This window comes from Brevibacterium iodinum ATCC 49514 (assembly GCF_900169265.1).
Lineage (GTDB): Bacteria > Actinomycetota > Actinomycetes > Actinomycetales > Brevibacteriaceae > Brevibacterium > Brevibacterium iodinum.
This window is the reverse complement of record NZ_FXYX01000003.1, coordinates 43,101-57,984: the sequence shown is the minus strand read 5'-3', so window position 1 is coordinate 57,984 and position 14,884 is coordinate 43,101. Positions and strand designations below refer to the sequence as shown.

Here is a 14,884-nt window from a genome sequence, read left to right as displayed (position 1 = left end):
GTGGCCGGTTGAGCAGTCAGGTCGAGCAATGACGAAGCCGCCGGAGAGTTCCGACTCTCCGGCGGCTTCGTCGTTCTGTCACTCCGCCGGCTTGCCATCGACACCGAGGACGACGGCGTCGATGAGCACCGGCCCGTCGGCCTGCAGGGCCTCACGGTAGGCAATCTCGAATTCCTCTCGGGTCGTGGTCCGGTTGGCCGGGACTCCGTAGCCCTGTGCCAACGACACGAAGTCGATCGCGCCCAGAGTCAGCCCTGGGGTATCGGGAACTCCCATCCGCTTGGCGAATCCGGACAGCGCACCGTAGCCGGAGTTGTTGACGATGACGAAGATCGTCTTCGTTCCCAGCTGCGCTGCGGTGTACAGGGCCGTGAGTCCGTAGTTCGCAGACCCGTCGCCGACGGTGGCGACAATGGTCTTCTGGGGGTCACCGATCGCCATCCCCACCGCGACCGGCAGACCGAAGCCGAGCCCTCCCGAGGCCGGGAAGTGGTACATGCCCGGTCTGTCGATGACGATCCGCTCGAGGTATTCGAGGTCGAGCGTGGTCGTCTCATTGACGTAGACGACGCTGTCGTCGACATGATCGTTGAGCACGGCGAGCACCTCGACGCCGGACATCCCCTGCTCCGTTCGGGCGGGCGCGGTCACGGTTCGGGACCCGCGGTCGCCTCGGCGCGTTCCTCGATCCGCCGTCGCCTCCGCCAAGTCGGCGAGCGCAGTCGCGACGTCCGCGACGACGGCGCGACCGAACGGTGCCCGCGTCGCTTCCCTCGGATCTTGGGTGATCTGGATGACCTCGGTACCCGGCTCCAGATAGTTCGCCGGCTCCCAGCGGTGGTACCGGAACGTGGCTGCACCGATGACAAGGACGACATCGTGGCCGGACAACCGGTCGCGCACCGACTTGATGCCCGGGACGAGGACGCTTTCGAAGTTCGGGTGCGTCGTCGGGAACGGGCAGCGTGTCGGTGATGGGGCGACGAAGACGGAGGCATCGAGGCGTTCGGCCAGAACCATGGCATCCTCATAGACGCTCGGATCAGCGACTGCGGCGGCATCGACCTGCGGGCCGAGGACGAGGGCAAGGTTCTTCGCCCCGTCGAGGACGTCGGTGAGTTCGCGGCGCAGCGACTCCGGCATGGTTCCCGCCGTCGCCACCGAACGCTTTGCCAACAGTGCGTCATCGGGAAGGGCCGGTTCGTCCCAGTCGTCGAGCGGAACCGAGACGTAGACGGGACCGCTCGGGTGAGTCGTGGCCTCGAGCGCCGCCTGCGAGAGTGTGCGCGGCACGTCGGTGGCCGACAGCGGCTCGTGTGAGTACTTCACCAGCGGAGCAGGCAGGGTCGAAGCATCGACGCTGGCGAGCATCGTCTCCTGACCGACGGTGCGGCGCACCTGCTGACCTGCGAGGACGACGAGCGGAACGTGGCCGTAGCGGGCGTTCGTCAGCGCACCCATGCCGTTGCCCGACCCTGAGGCGGCGTGCAGATTGACCAGCGCCGGTCCTCCCGCGGCCCGTGCGTATCCTTCGGCCATGCCGACGACGACCTGCTCATGCAGACCGAGGACGAACCGGAAATCCTCGCCGAGTCCTGCGAGGAACGGCAGCTCGTTCGAACCCGGATTTCCGAAGATCGTCGTCATCCCGTGAGCACGGAAGACCTCCAGACTCGCGTCGAGGACTGTCATCTCTCCGTCGTCTCTGTCGGATTGGTCGGCCATGGTGCCTCTGCTTTCGTTCGTGGTGCTCTCGCGGAGGGGTCGAGTTGTGTGGCGCCTCTCTCACCTCACCATATCCGTTGGCGCATCAGCCCAGCACGCGGATCGGCTCTCCTGCGATCCAGGCTGCGATGTCCTCGACTGCCTGAGTGAAGAAGATCCGATAGGTGTCTTCGGTGACGTATCCCAGGTGCGGGGTGAGCACGGTGCGCGGTGCGCTGCGCAGGCGATGGTCCACCGGCAGCGGCTCTTCGTCGTGGACGTCGAGTCCGGCGCCACGGATCCCACCGGCCTCCAGCACGGTGATGAGTGCGTCGGTGTCGACGAGTCCGGCGCGCGAGGTGTTGACGAGGATGCTGTCGGACTTCATCGCCGCGAGTTCGGCGGCTCCCACGAGTCCTCGGCTGCGCTCGCTGAGTTTGTAATGAAGAGTCACCACGTCGGCGGTGGAGAACAGTTCGTCCTTGCTCACCGCGCGCACGCCCAAGGCGTCCGCCCGTTCCGCGTCGAGGTTCTGGCTCCACGCCACGACGTCCATGCCGAAGGCCGCACCGACCCGCGCGACCTTCGTTCCCAGACGTCCCAGACCGACCACGCCGAGGCGGTGCCCATCGAGGTCTCCCCCGACGGTCGACTGCCAACCGCCGCCTCGGACGGCGGCGTCCTCGGCCGGGATGCTGCGCAGAACGGAAAGGATGAGCCCCCAGGTCAGCTCGGGTGTCGCCGAGGTGGTCGACTCGGTTCCGCAGACCACGATCCCCTGCGCACGCGCCGCCTCCACGTCGATGGAGGCGTTGACCCGTCCCGTGGTCACGAGCAGACGCAAGTTCGGCAGCCGTTCCAGCCGGACGGCGGTGAAGGCGGTTCTCTCTCGCATCGCCACAGCCACCTCGGCGCCGGAGAGGACCTGCACCAGGTCATCGTCGTCGACGATGGGACGATCGATGAACTCGACCTCGGCGTCGAGACCGCTCCAGTCCGCGAACCTGCATGCCACCTGCTGATAGTCATCGAGAACGACGATGCGCATTGTGTTCCTCTCCTGAAGTCGTGTGACCTACATCCTAGAGCCGATAGGCTGGGCTGGTGAGTGCACCGATCATCCTGAGACAACGCAGCGGCCCCATCATCACGGTCATCGTGTGAGCATTCCTCGCTTTCCTCCTCGGCGACGCGCTGCTGCGCGGGGCGTGGGACACCGTCGGTCGTTTCGGTCCAGGACTTGTACTCATCGGCTGGCTCGCGTTCATCATCCTCTGGCGGCCGGCTCTCGTCGTCGGAGCCGACGAAGTGCATCCGACCGTGGAACGCTCCCGGAATGCCGCGACGGAAGATCGATTCCGGACTGACCGGCGGAACCCGACCGGAGTCTCTGGACAATCACCCCGCGTTCGAGCTGCTGCGTCGATGGGAGCATACCCAGGCCCATGCGCCTGAAACGGCTGTGCGAAGCGGTCCGTCCGGCGTTGCCGATCACGTCAGCACTCGATGGAGTCTGGGCGTCATCGGGGTGACTCTGGTGCTGGTGCTCCTGGTGGCAGTCGGACTCGTCTGAACACAGCAGGACCGGCCCCGTGGGGAACGTGATCCCACGGGGCCGGCAGTCTCGGAATGCTTCGATCGATCAGTGCATCACTTCTTGAAGCCGATCTCGGTCCAGTCGGGTGTTTCGAGCTGTCGCGGTCCGAGGTTGAGGACGTCATTCCTCACGCCCCACACATATGGTGTCGGGTAGAAGGGGATGAGCGGCTTGAGCTTGAGCACCTCGGCATCGCCCTCGTTCGCCAGCTTCTTCGCCTCGGCCGGATCGAGTGATTTCGTCGCAGCCTTGAACTTCTCGCCGATCGCATCGCTTGAGATCTTCGAGTGGTTCTGCGCGGAATCCGCCGGGTAGAACAGGTTCGATCCCGAGGAGATCGGGAAGGCTGTACCCTGCCAGGTGAACGTCGCCATCTCGAAGTTGCCGTTGAGCACGTGGTCGGCGAAATACGCGGCGACCGGAACGGTTTCGATTTCGACCTTGAAGCCGATCTCGTTGAGGTCCTTCATCAACTGTTCGGCACGCTGGGCATTCGAAGCGGTATCGGCGGGAACGACGATCTTGAACTTGAGCTTCTCTCCGTCCTTCTCGCGGACTCCCCCGTCGCCTTCTTTCCAGCCGGCGTCGTCGAGGATCTTCTTCGCCTTCTCCTGGTCGAAGTCGAGGCTGCCGGCGGTGTTGTCCCGGTAGCCCTCCTGGCCGGGCATGAATGTGACGTTGTTGATGAGAGTCACCGGTGCTTCGACGGGGCCGATCGCAGCCTGGGCGATGGCTTCGCGGTTGATCGCATGACCGATCGCGTCACGGACTTCCTGCTCCTTGAGCGCACCCTTCTTCGCATTCATCGTCAGGTGTGTGTATTCCATGCCCTGCGACTTGTACATCTCTCCGTCTTCGCGCTTGCCGGCGGTCTTGTAGGAGTCGCCATCGGTGCCGACATCGACAAGGTCGATCTCCTTGTTGGCATATTCCTGAGCCTGCTGTGCCTGAGAGACGACCTTGAAGATCACCTTGTCGAGTTTGGGTTCCTGTCCCCACCATTTGTCGTTCTTGACCATGGTGATGACGCCGGACTTCGTGTCGACCTTGTCGGCCTTGTAGGGACCGTTCGAAGGCAGGACTTTCTTCGTGTAGTCCTTGTTGAAGGAGTCGGCATCCTCGGTGATCTCATTGGGCAGGAAGGCGCCGATGTAGTTCGGCCAATCGATGTTCGGGGTCTTGAAGGTGACCTTGACGTCGTGCTTGTCCTTGCCGGATTCGATCTTCTCGATGTCCTCGTAGCCCTTGGTCGAAGCGACCTCGAACTCGTCGTGGTTTCCGTCGCGAGTCTGCCAGAACGCCTTGTAGTCGTCGACGTCGATCGGTGTGCCGTCCTCCCAGACGGCGTCCTTATTGAGCTTGACGTCGATGACCAGAGGATCCTCGCTGGCGATCTCGACGCTCTCGGCGTAGTTCTTGTCGACTTCCCAGGTGCCGTCATCCTTGATCTTGACCGGTCCGCCCAAGGTGGTGCCGTAGATGTTGTTGTTGTCCACGTGGGCGCCGTCGGCGTGGTAGTAGTTGAGGCTCGCGGGGATCTCGGTGATCGGGTAGGTCAGCGTGCCGCCGTCCTTGACCTCGTCGTATCCGGCTTTCTGGTAGTCGGTGGTGGGGAGTCCGGAGATCTCCTTGTCCGCCTTGTCGCTGTCGACTCCGCCGGAGTCCTTGTTCGCCTGCTGGCAGCCGGACAGTGCCAGGCCCAGCGCAGCGGTCGCGGCGACGACCATTGTCGCCTTCTTCCTCATTCTCATGAGTTCCTCATTTCTAGTGTGGTGTTCCTCGAGGTGGGCTAGGGGTGCGGCTTCAGGTCGCGGTGTCGAGCTCCGTGATCCGCTCCGCATGGTGGCAGGCGACGAGGTCGCCTTCCAGTGACCGCGGACGGGGGTCATCGGTCAGGCACATCTGCCTGTCCCCGTCCGGCAGCAGGTTGAACAGCGGGCACCTGGTGCGGAAGTTGCAGCCGGAGATCTCATCGGTCGGGCTCGGCAGATCTCCGGTGAGCAGCACCCGTTCCCGAGACCGTTCGACTTCGGGGTCGGGGACGGGGATCGCTGACATCAGTGCACGTGTATAGGGGTGCCGCGGCTGCCGATAGAGCGCGTCGGATTCGCCGTACTCGACGATCCGACCGAGATACATCACGGCGACATAGTCCGATATCTGGCGGACGACCGCGAGGTCGTGAGCGACGAACAGATAGGACAGTCCCAAGGTGTCACGCAGGTCTTCGAGCAGATTGATGACACCTGCTTGGACGGAGACGTCCAGAGCCGAGACGGGTTCGTCGAGGACAAGCAGCTTCGGGTTCGTCACCAAGGCCCGAGCGATGCCGATGCGCTGCCGCTGCCCACCGGAGAACTCATGCGGATAGCGTTCGGCCATCGACGCGTCGAGGCCGACGAGTTCGAGCATCTCGGCAACCTTGTCGTTGCGCTCCTGAGCCGACACTTTGTGCACGGTCAGCGGTTCGGCGATCACTTCGCCGACCGGCAGCCGCGGGTCGATGGCGGCCATCGGATCCTGGAAGACGACCTGGACGTCTCTGCGCATGGCCAGACGTTCACGCTTGTTCAGGTCCGCGACATCGATGCCGTTGATGACCAGCCGCCCCTTCTGCGGGGCGACCATCTCCAGGACTTCACCGATCGTCGTCGACTTCCCGCAGCCCGATTCGCCCACCAGTCCGAGGGTCTGGCCGGCCTTGATCTCGAGATCGATTCCGTCGACGGCTTTCACCGTGCCGATCTGTCGCTTGAACACGGCACCTTTGAGCAGAGGGAAGTGCTTCTGCAGACCGGTGACCTCAAGGATGTTCGGTGCTGCGTCGTCTTTCACTCGAGTCGCCACCGGGTCGGGGCGCGGGTAGATGTCCTTGGCTTTCAGATCGCCCCGGGCGATCTCGTCGGCACGGTGGCAGGCCGCCTGCACGCCGGTGACACCGTGTTCGACGAGTTCGGGCTCGACCTCGCGGCATCTGTCGACCGCGATCGGACAACGCGGTGCGAACGGGCACCCCGGCGCGAGATTCGACAGCGAAGGCGGTTTGCCCTCGAGCGGAACGAGTCTCTGGGTTCCCGCTGTGGCAAGGTTCGGCACCGAACGCAGCAGTCCTGTCGTATAGGGCATCTGCGGGCTGTGGAAGACCTGCTCCACTCCCCCGGTCTCGACGAGGCGGCCGGCGTACATGACAGCGATTCGGTCGGCGTTTCCAGCTACCACGCCGAGGTCGTGGGTGATCAGCACGATCGCGGCACCGGTGATCTCGCGTGCTTTCTGCAGCACGTCGAGGATCTGAGCCTGAATCGTCACGTCCAATGCCGTCGTCGGCTCGTCGGCGATGATGAGATCGGGATCATTGGCGATCGCAATGGCGATCATGGCTCGCTGCCGCATGCCTCCGGAGAACTCGTGCGGATATGACTTCACCCGCCGCTCCGCCCCTGGGATGCCGACGATTCTGAGCAGTTCGATCGCCCTATCGTTCGCGGCCTCTTTCGACAGGCTCGGGTCATGGATGATCAGACCCTCGGAGATCTGTTCTCCGATCGTATAGACGGGAGTCAGTGCCGACAGCGGGTCTTGGAAGACCATGGCGATCTCGCGGCCACGCAGCTTCGACATCTGGTGGTCGTTCATGTCGAGAAGAGACTGGCCGCGGTACCGGATGGAGCCGGCGATCTGAGCGGTGGAGGGAAGCAGACCCATCACAGCCATCGAGGAAACGGATTTGCCTGAGCCGGATTCGCCGACGATGCCGAGGAACTCGCCCGGTCTGACCTCGTAGTTGACCCCGCGCACCGCTTGAACGTCGCCCTTGGGGTTGGGGAAGGTCACCGTCAGGTCTCTGACCTCAAGGATGGGTTCTGCCGCGGTGACGGGGGCGAGGTCGATGTCGAGGGTTTCAGTCACGGTTGACTCCTGAGGTCGGATCGATCGCATCCCGCAGGGCATCGGCCATGAGGCTGATCGCGAAGAGCATGAGCACAAGCACCCCGGCGGGGAAGACGAACAGCCAGGGACGCGTGGCCGCCGCTCCGGAGCCTTCGGCCAGCAGAGTGCCGATCGACACGTCGGGTTTCTGAATGCCCAGATTGAAGTAGCTCAGGGAGGTCTCGGCAAGGATCGCGGAGACGACCCCGAGCGTCGCATCGACGATGAGGATCGAGGCCACGTTGGGAATGATGTGACGGCTGAGGATCTTCGGAGTCGAAACGCCCATATAGCGGGCGGCTCGGACGAAGTCGCGATCCTTGATCGCCTTGGTCTGGTTGCGCACGACTTGAGCCATGATCATCCAACCGAAGAGCACGAGGAAGACGACGATGGCCGTCCACGACAGCTGCCTCAGCAGAGGCGCCATGAGCACAAGGATGAAGAAGGACGGCAACACGAGCAGCAGGTTGATGAACCAGACGATGATCGTCTCGACTCGACCACCGAAATAGCCTGCCGCCGATCCGATGATGGCGGCCAGAATGCTCGCACACGGCCCGGCGATGATGCCGATGAGCAGGGATTTCTGCAGTCCCACGACGGTCTGAGCGTAGATGTCCTGGCCGATCGTGTTCGTACCGAACCAATGCTGGGCGCTCGGGCCCTCATTGAGTGCGAAGACATCCTGGTCGGTCGGCGAGTAGATGTTGATGGTGTTGCCGAACAGAGCGAAGAGAACAAAGAATGCGAGCAGGATCCCTCCGACCCAGAAACGTGGGGTCGAGCGCAGGCGGCGCCAGATGAGCATCGCCCGAGAGGTCGGCTTCGAACGCTTCGTCACCACCCCGGTGTCGGGATCTGTGGAGATCGGAATATCAGTTGCCAAGTCAGATCCTCACTCTCGGGTCGAGTGCGGCATAGAGCACCTCGGACAAGGTCGAGGCCAGGAGCGTGAGCACCGCGACGAAGAGAACGGAGCCTGCGGCCGCGTTGATATCGGACTGCAGGATCGAATTGATGGTGAACTGGCCCATGCCGTTCCACGAGAAGACGACCTCGAGCATCGACGACCCGGCGACCAGGGTGCCGAACGCGTAGGCGAAGTACGTCGACATCGGGATGAGTGCGACGCGCACGCCGTGCTTGACCAACGCGGTTCTGCGGGTGCGCCCTTTGGACCTGGCGGTGCGGATGAAGTCCGATGCAAGCACGTCGAGCATGACCGAACGCTGGTAGCGCGAGTACGTCGCGGCGCCCATGAGCACGAGCGCCAGGGTCGGCAGCAGCATATGTGACACCTGGTCGGTGAACCAGGGGAAGAAGCCAGGGTCGATATTCGCCGAGTAATCACCCGAGAAGCGGATGAGGGTCGTGCCGAGGGCATTGTTGAATCCGGTGGCGATGATCATGAGGATCACGCCGATGACGAATGTCGGAGTGGCGATGATGAGGTAGGACGCGTAGGTCACGACCTGGTCGGATGCCTTGTACTGCTTGACGGCTCCCCAGACTCCGAGGATCACGCCGAGGATGGCTCCGATGATCGATCCGATGAGCAGGAGCTTGAGGCTGACACCTGCCCGAACGAGGATCTCCTGCAGCACCGGTGAGTTGTGGACCGTCGTGCCGAAATCACCGTGGAGGAAGATGTTCGTCAACCACTGCCAGGTCCTCTCGAGGATCGGGACTTCGGGGTTCGTGCCGTGGCCGTTGAGGATGGACCGAATCGAATCTTCTGACAGCGGCGGATTCTGACCACGGTACCGGGAGGCCGGATCCATGAATGAGCTGGAGGTGATGTAGGCGGTGACCGTCGCTATGAACGCGAGGATGAAGTAGTTGATGAACCGCCGCAGGACGTACTTTCCCATGGTGCCGACTACGACGCAGGGATCAGACTGCCCTCACTGTGATCCGCGGAATGGTGCATCGGGCCGGGAAGCTGGGAATAGATCTCATGGCGAATCGGGAAGGTGGTGACAGTCATCAACGTTCAAGGTTCCCTTGCGCGAATTTTCCTCTGATCAGCCACTATGAGTGAACCATCAATGATTCATCACAGAAGACTGAACGTAAATCGCACTGTATCCCCATGTGACCTGTTGCACAAACCTCCCTTGCAGTATTGATTGCGACAAGGCGCCGTGTCCCCCGGAAATCCGCGCGACACGCCGAAGTAACTTTTCGGTGACTGCAGTCTCGTGTCGCCGGGTCGGAACGGTCAGTGCTGCCTTCGGGAACGTTGCGCACCGAAATCGCCGAGGCGGTGCAGACTTGAGTCTGCACCGCCTCGGCGATGGGGGAACCGCACCGTATTGCTGAGCGTCACACGAAGGTGAGCGGAATCAGCAACGGACCTTGAGGTGGGTCAGAAGCAGACCGCGCCCTTCGACGCCGACTGCACGAGCTTTGCGTACTTGCCGAGCACACCGGTGAGACGGTGGTTTTCGGGTAGCGTCCAGGACTTGCGACGCTCGGCCAGCACCTCTTCGTCGACGTGGAGTTCGATCGAACGAGCCGCGATGTCGACGGTGATCTTGTCCCCGTCCTCGACGAGCGCGATCGGACCGCCGTCGACCGCCTCGGGGGCGATGTGGCCGATGCACAGACCGGTCGAACCGCCGGAAAAGCGACCATCGGTGAGCAGCAGGACGTCCTTGCCGATGCCCGCGCCCTTGATGGCGCCGGTGATCGCGAGCATCTCGCGCATTCCGGGTCCGCCCTTGGGTCCTTCATAGCGGATGACGACGACGTCGCCCTTCTTCAGCTCTCCGTTCAGCACGGCGTCCATCGCCGGCTGCTCCTGGTCGAAGACGCGAGCGGTGCCTTCGAAGACGTCGGCGTCGAAGCCCGCGGACTTCACGACGGCGCCTTCAGGCGCCAGCGATCCCTGCAGCACGGTGAGGCCGCCGGTGGCGTGGATCGGGTTGTTGAGCGCGCGCAGGATCTTCCCGTCCGGGTCCGGCGGGTTGATCGACTCGAGGTTCTCGGCCACGGTCTTGCCCGTCACGGTCAGGCAGTCGCCGTTGAGCAGACCGGCGTCGAGGAGGGCCTTCATGATCACGGGCACGCCGCCGATCTTGAAGACATCATTCATCACGTACTGGCCGAAGGGCTTGACGTTGCCCAGGTGCGGAACCTTGTCTCCGATGCGGTTGAAGTCATCGAGCGCGAGTTCCACTCCCGCCTCGTGGGCGATGGCCAGCAGGTGGAGAACCGCGTTCGTCGAACCGCCGAAGGCCATGACCACGGCGATCGCATTGTGCAGCGATTCGCGGGTGATGATGTCCTTCGTGGTGATGCCCTGGCGCAGCATATTGACGACAGCCTCACCCGACTTGCGGGCGAACATCGTGCGGTTGCGGTGGATGGCCGGCGGAGCGGCCGAACCCGGCAGGGACATGCCCATGGCCTCGGCGGCCGAAGCCATCGTGTTCGCGGTGTACATTCCGCCACAGGCACCCTCACCAGGGCAGACGGCCCGCTCGATGGCGTCGACATCCTTCTGGGACATGGTGCCCGCACGGCAGGCGCCGACGGCTTCGAAGGCGTCGATGAGGGTGACTTCCCTCTCCGAGCCATCCTCCATCTTCGCGGTTCCGGGCATGATCGAACCGTTGTAGAGGAAGACGCTCGAGAGCCCGAGGCGGGCGGAGGCCATGAGCATTCCGGGGATCGACTTGTCGCAGCCGGCCATGAGCACGGAGCCGTCGAGGCGTTCGGCGCTCATCACGGTCTCCACGGAGTCAGTGATGACCTCGCGGGAGACCAGCGAGTAGTGCATTCCCTCGTGGCCCATCGAGATTCCGTCCGAGACGGAGATGGTGCCGAATTCCAGGGGGAAGCCACCGGCCTCGTGGACGCCTTCCTTGGCAGCCGAACCGAGACGCTGCAGCGACATGTTGCAGGGGGTGATCTCATTCCACGAGGTCGCGATCGCGACCTGCGGCTTCACCCAGTCGTCGTCGCCCATGCCGACGGCGCGCAGCATTCCGCGCGCGGCGGTGGCTTCGAGGCCATCCGTGACATCGCGAGAACGGGGTTTGATGTCGGGAGTGGTGTTGTCTGTATCGATGCTCATGCAGGCATGCTACGCCCGATTTCAGCATCCGCACGCCGGACTCTCGCATGGTGGAACCTCTTGTGGGAACCATGCGAGAGTCCGACCGCGAGGCTGTGTTCCGGCCCTGCTTAGGTCAGATTCGCGTGACCTATTGCCGGCGACTCAGGCCCGCGGTTCGCTGCGCCTCGGGCCCCAGCTCACGGCATCTCAGGCCTTGATGAGGTTGACCGGCTGCTCACCGTCGTTGATCCGCCTGACCTGCTCGGCGAGGATCTTCACGACCCGTGGTTCGAACGCCGAGGTGTCACCTCCGACATGGGGTGTGATGAGGGTGTTCGGGGTGCCCCACAGCGCGTGGTTGCGCGGCAGCGGCTCCGGGTCGGTGACGTCGAGTGCGGCATGGAGTCGGCCCGTGGCGAGCTCTGCTACGAGTGCGTCCGTATCGACGACCTTGCCGCGGGCGACGTTGACGATGAGCGCATTGTCGGGAAGCAGGCTGAGGAACTTCTCATCGACGAGGCGGTGGGTGCCCTCGTTGAGCGGAGTGATGAGCACGACCACCTCGGTGTGGGGCAGAAGTTCCGGCAGCTCGTCGACGCCGTGGATCTTCCCGCGCTCATCCTCACGTGCGGTCGAGGCGACGCGGGTGAGCTGGACCTCGAAGGGGTCGAAGCGGTCGGCGATGGCCGAGCCGATCTCGCCGACGCCGATGATCATCACCCGTCGGTCCTGCAGCGAGCGGTAACGCTGATGTTCCCATACCCGCGAGACCTGCGAGCGCACGGCGTCGTCGATTCCACGCAGACTGGCCAGGGTCAGTGCCACCGCGAGCTCGGCGGTGCCTCCGGTGTGCACACCGGAGGCGGTCGCGACCTGGATTCCACGCTCGGGCAGGTGGGCGACGGGGTCGTATCCGGTCGTCTGCGTGATGACGAGGCGCAGGTTGGGCAGCTCGTCGAGCAGCTCGATCGTCGGCCCAGAATTCAGGTACGGCAGGATCACGACGTCGACATCGTCACGGCTGAGCTTGGCCGACCGTTCGGCGTCGGAGAAGACGACGAGGTCGACGTTGGCGCGCTGGTGAGCGGGGATCCGAGCGATCACACGGTTGCGGAGCTCGGAGTTCGGGAAGGCGATTGTGGTGATGGACATGCCCTCATTGTGGCACGCAGCCCTGCCCGGTGCCGAGGGCTTCGTCACTCTGAGATGACGGGCCTCGTCACTCGGGCAGCGCTTTCCCGATCCGAGTGAAGACGGCCTCAATCACTTCGAGCTCGGCGTCGCTGACATGATCGAAGAAGACCTCGTCGACATAGCTCTTGTGCTGAGAGCCGGCGGACAGGAACGCCCGGGCCCCTGCCTCGGTCAGCGCCACATTGTGAGCACGCCCGTCCCCGGGACACTGAGTCTTCGTCACCAGCCCCGCGTCGACGAGGACCTTGATCCGGTAGTTCAGCCGCGACGGCGAGAAGACGAGCTTCTTCGCCAGTGCGCTCATCGTCAGCGTCCGCTCCGGCGCTTCCCACAGCAGGAGCAGAGTGTTGTAGTCGCTGACGTCGAGCCCCGCATCGTCCTTGAGCTGGACCTCGAGGGCCTGACGGAGACGCTGCGAAGTCTCGAAATAGGTCCGCCACGCATTCTGCGCCAGCGTCTCCCTGCCGAGCCCGAATCTGATCTCCGTCATCTCAGCCCTCGAGCAGCTGCGCGAAGGGAGTGACGTTCGCCGGGGCGAATTCGTCGACGATTCCGCGATTCGCCGAGGAGGTGCCCCCGGTCGCGCCCGCCCCTGCACCTGCGTGCGAATCGGGGTCGGCCACCTCGGCGAGGTCGTCATTTCCGGCCCCGATGATCGTTGCACTCAGGGACACGAGCTCCTCCCCCGCCTGACGGATCCGGGCGGTCAGCGCGCGGCCGCCTTCGACGGTTCCCCAGTCGTCGGTCGCGGCGAACACCGTGGTGGGCACGACGATGCCCTTGAGGTAGGACAGCATCGGCCGCAGCACCGCGTCCCCGGCCAGCGAATGGCGGGCGGTTCCGCCGGTGGAGGCGATGAGCACGGGTTTGCGGCTCAGCGCCTTGTCGTCGACGAGCTGCCAGAACAGGGTGTGCAGGCCGACGGGGGCGGCCTTGTACACCGGTGCGACGGTGACGATCGCATCGGCGGCGGCGATGGTCGCGAAGGCCTGCTCCAACGCTTCGGACCGGAACCCGGTCAGGGTCATATCGGTCAGCGCGGTGGCGAGGCTGCGGACGTTGATGACGTCCGTGGTCACGTCGATGCCCACCGATTCCCCCGCCGAGGCGGCCTGACCGAGGATCCGGTTCGCGAGCTTGAGCGTGGTCGAGTCCTCGCTCAGCGAGGTGGTCACGGCCACGATGTTCATCGTCTTCGTCATGCTTGGTCACCCCCTTCCTTGGCAGAGTTCTGGGCAGCTTCAGCGGCGCGGGCCTGGCGGTCTTCGAAGGCACGCGAGCCTTCTCCACCACCGGGGATCGGGTCGCGACCTTCGCGGCGACGGATGACCAGCGATTCGTGGGTCGGCGCATCGGGGACGTCGGCGGGACGCCCCTTGGCGAACTCCTCGCGCAGCACCGGGATGACCTCTTCGCCGAGGAGGTCGAGCTGTTCGAGCACGGTCTTCTGCGGCAGGCCGGCATGGTCGATGAGGAAAAGCTGGCGCTGGTAGTCGCCGGCCCAGTCGCGGAAGCTCAGGGTGCGCTCGATGACCTGCTGGGGTGACCCGACGGTCAGCGGAGTCTGCGTCGAGAAGTCCTCGAGGCTGGGCCCGTGGCCGTAGACCGGGGCGTTGTCGAAGTAGGGACGGAACTCGCGGACGGCGTCCTGGGAGTTCTTGCGCATGAATACCTGACCGCCGAGGCCGACGATCGCCTGGCTGGCCGTTCCGTGGCCGTAGTACTCATAGCGCTGACGGTAGAGCTGAATCATCCGCGCGGTGTGCGAGGTCGGCCAGAAGATGTTGTTGTGGAAGAACCCGTCGCCGTAGTAGGCGGCCTGTTCGGCGACCTCGGGGCTGCGGATCGATCCGTGCCAGACGAACGGCGGCACTTCGTCCAGCGGGGTCGGGGTGACGGTGAAGCCGTTGAGCGGCGTGCGGAACTTGCCTTCCCAATCGAGGTTCTTCTCACGCCAGAGACGGTAGAGCAGGTTGTAGTTCTCGACCGCCAGCGGGATGCCGGCACGGATGTCCTTGCCGAACCACGGGTAGACGGGACCGGTGTTGCCGCGGCCCATGATCAGACTGATGCGACCGTCGGAGAGGTGCTGCGCGTAGGAGTAGTCTTCGGCGATGCGCACGGGATCGGTCGTGGTGATGAGCGTGGTCGCCGTGGAGAGTTCGAGCCTCTCCGTCTGTGCGGCGATGTTGGCCAGCAGGACCGGCGGGTTGGCCGGAGCCACGAACGGCGGGTTGTGGTGCTGCCCAGTAGCGAAGACGTCGAGGCCGACCTCTTCAGCCTTCTTGGCGATCTCGACGGTGTTCTTGATCCGCTGGTTCTCGCTGACAGTAGTGCCGTCGGTGGGGTCAGTGGTGACATCCCCGATGGTGAAGATTCCGAATTCCATGACG

Annotated in this window: 12 protein-coding genes; 1 reads left to right on the top strand and 11 read right to left on the bottom strand. The window is 64.0% G+C overall.

Annotated elements, in window-relative coordinates; translation table 11 throughout:
• Positions 1–78: 78 nt before the first annotated feature.
• Together mdlC and BI49514_RS04055 are read right to left on the bottom strand one after the other, a co-directional pair.
• Entirely contained in the window at positions 79–1,725 is a 1,647-nt protein-coding gene (gene mdlC / locus BI49514_RS04060) for a benzoylformate decarboxylase (protein WP_208634986.1), read from the bottom strand.
• An 85-nt stretch (positions 1,726–1,810) separates the two neighbouring features.
• Positions 1,811–2,752: a D-2-hydroxyacid dehydrogenase family protein gene (locus BI49514_RS04055; RefSeq protein ID WP_101544513.1), complete on the bottom strand. Its 942-nt coding sequence runs from the start codon at positions 2,750–2,752 to the stop codon at positions 1,811–1,813.
• Positions 2,753–3,040: 288 nt separating this feature from the next.
• Here BI49514_RS04055 and BI49514_RS04050 point away from each other — a divergent pair, with 288 nt between their 5' ends.
• Complete coding sequence (locus BI49514_RS04050) at positions 3,041–3,277, top strand: hypothetical protein (RefSeq protein WP_101544511.1); 237 nt, start codon at positions 3,041–3,043, stop codon at positions 3,275–3,277.
• Positions 3,278–3,354: 77 nt separating this feature from the next.
• Here the strand turns inward: BI49514_RS04050 and BI49514_RS04045 are convergent, their stop codons facing one another.
• The 9 genes from BI49514_RS04045 to BI49514_RS04005 all read right to left on the bottom strand — a co-directional run bounded on the left by BI49514_RS04045 (position 3,355) and on the right by BI49514_RS04005 (position 14,880).
• Positions 3,355–5,052: an ABC transporter family substrate-binding protein gene (locus BI49514_RS04045; RefSeq protein WP_101544509.1), complete on the bottom strand. Its 1,698-nt coding sequence runs from the start codon at positions 5,050–5,052 to the stop codon at positions 3,355–3,357.
• A 52-nt stretch (positions 5,053–5,104) separates the two neighbouring features.
• The gene (locus BI49514_RS04040) at positions 5,105–7,210 is read right to left on the bottom strand and encodes an ABC transporter ATP-binding protein (RefSeq protein ID WP_244195155.1); all 2,106 of its coding nucleotides are present in this window, start codon (positions 7,208–7,210) and stop codon (positions 5,105–5,107) included.
• Positions 7,203–8,120, bottom strand: a complete 918-nt coding sequence (locus tag BI49514_RS04035; protein ID WP_101544678.1) for an ABC transporter permease — start codon at positions 8,118–8,120, stop codon at positions 7,203–7,205. Before BI49514_RS04035 ends, BI49514_RS04040 begins: the two co-directional genes overlap by 8 nt.
• Before the next feature lies 1 nt (position 8,121).
• Positions 8,122–9,105, bottom strand: coding sequence for an ABC transporter permease (locus BI49514_RS04030; protein ID WP_101544505.1), 984 nt, complete (start codon positions 9,103–9,105; stop codon positions 8,122–8,124).
• A 497-nt stretch (positions 9,106–9,602) separates the two neighbouring features.
• Positions 9,603–11,315, bottom strand: a complete 1,713-nt coding sequence (ilvD, locus tag BI49514_RS04025) for a dihydroxy-acid dehydratase (RefSeq protein ID WP_101544502.1) — start codon at positions 11,313–11,315, stop codon at positions 9,603–9,605.
• Between the two features lie 189 nt (positions 11,316–11,504).
• Positions 11,505–12,449, bottom strand: coding sequence for a 2-hydroxyacid dehydrogenase (locus tag BI49514_RS04020; RefSeq protein ID WP_101544499.1), 945 nt, complete (start codon positions 12,447–12,449; stop codon positions 11,505–11,507).
• Positions 12,450–12,516: 67 nt separating this feature from the next.
• Positions 12,517–12,981: a MarR family winged helix-turn-helix transcriptional regulator gene (locus tag BI49514_RS04015; RefSeq protein WP_101544496.1), complete on the bottom strand. Its 465-nt coding sequence runs from the start codon at positions 12,979–12,981 to the stop codon at positions 12,517–12,519.
• A gap of 1 nt (position 12,982) precedes the next feature.
• Positions 12,983–13,693: an NAD(P)H-dependent oxidoreductase gene (locus BI49514_RS04010; protein WP_244195156.1), complete on the bottom strand. Its 711-nt coding sequence runs from the start codon at positions 13,691–13,693 to the stop codon at positions 12,983–12,985.
• Positions 13,690–14,880, bottom strand: a complete 1,191-nt coding sequence (locus BI49514_RS04005; RefSeq protein ID WP_101544493.1) for an LLM class flavin-dependent oxidoreductase — start codon at positions 14,878–14,880, stop codon at positions 13,690–13,692. The genes BI49514_RS04010 and BI49514_RS04005 overlap by 4 nt, the downstream gene beginning before the upstream one ends.
• Positions 14,881–14,884: the final 4 nt, after the last annotated feature.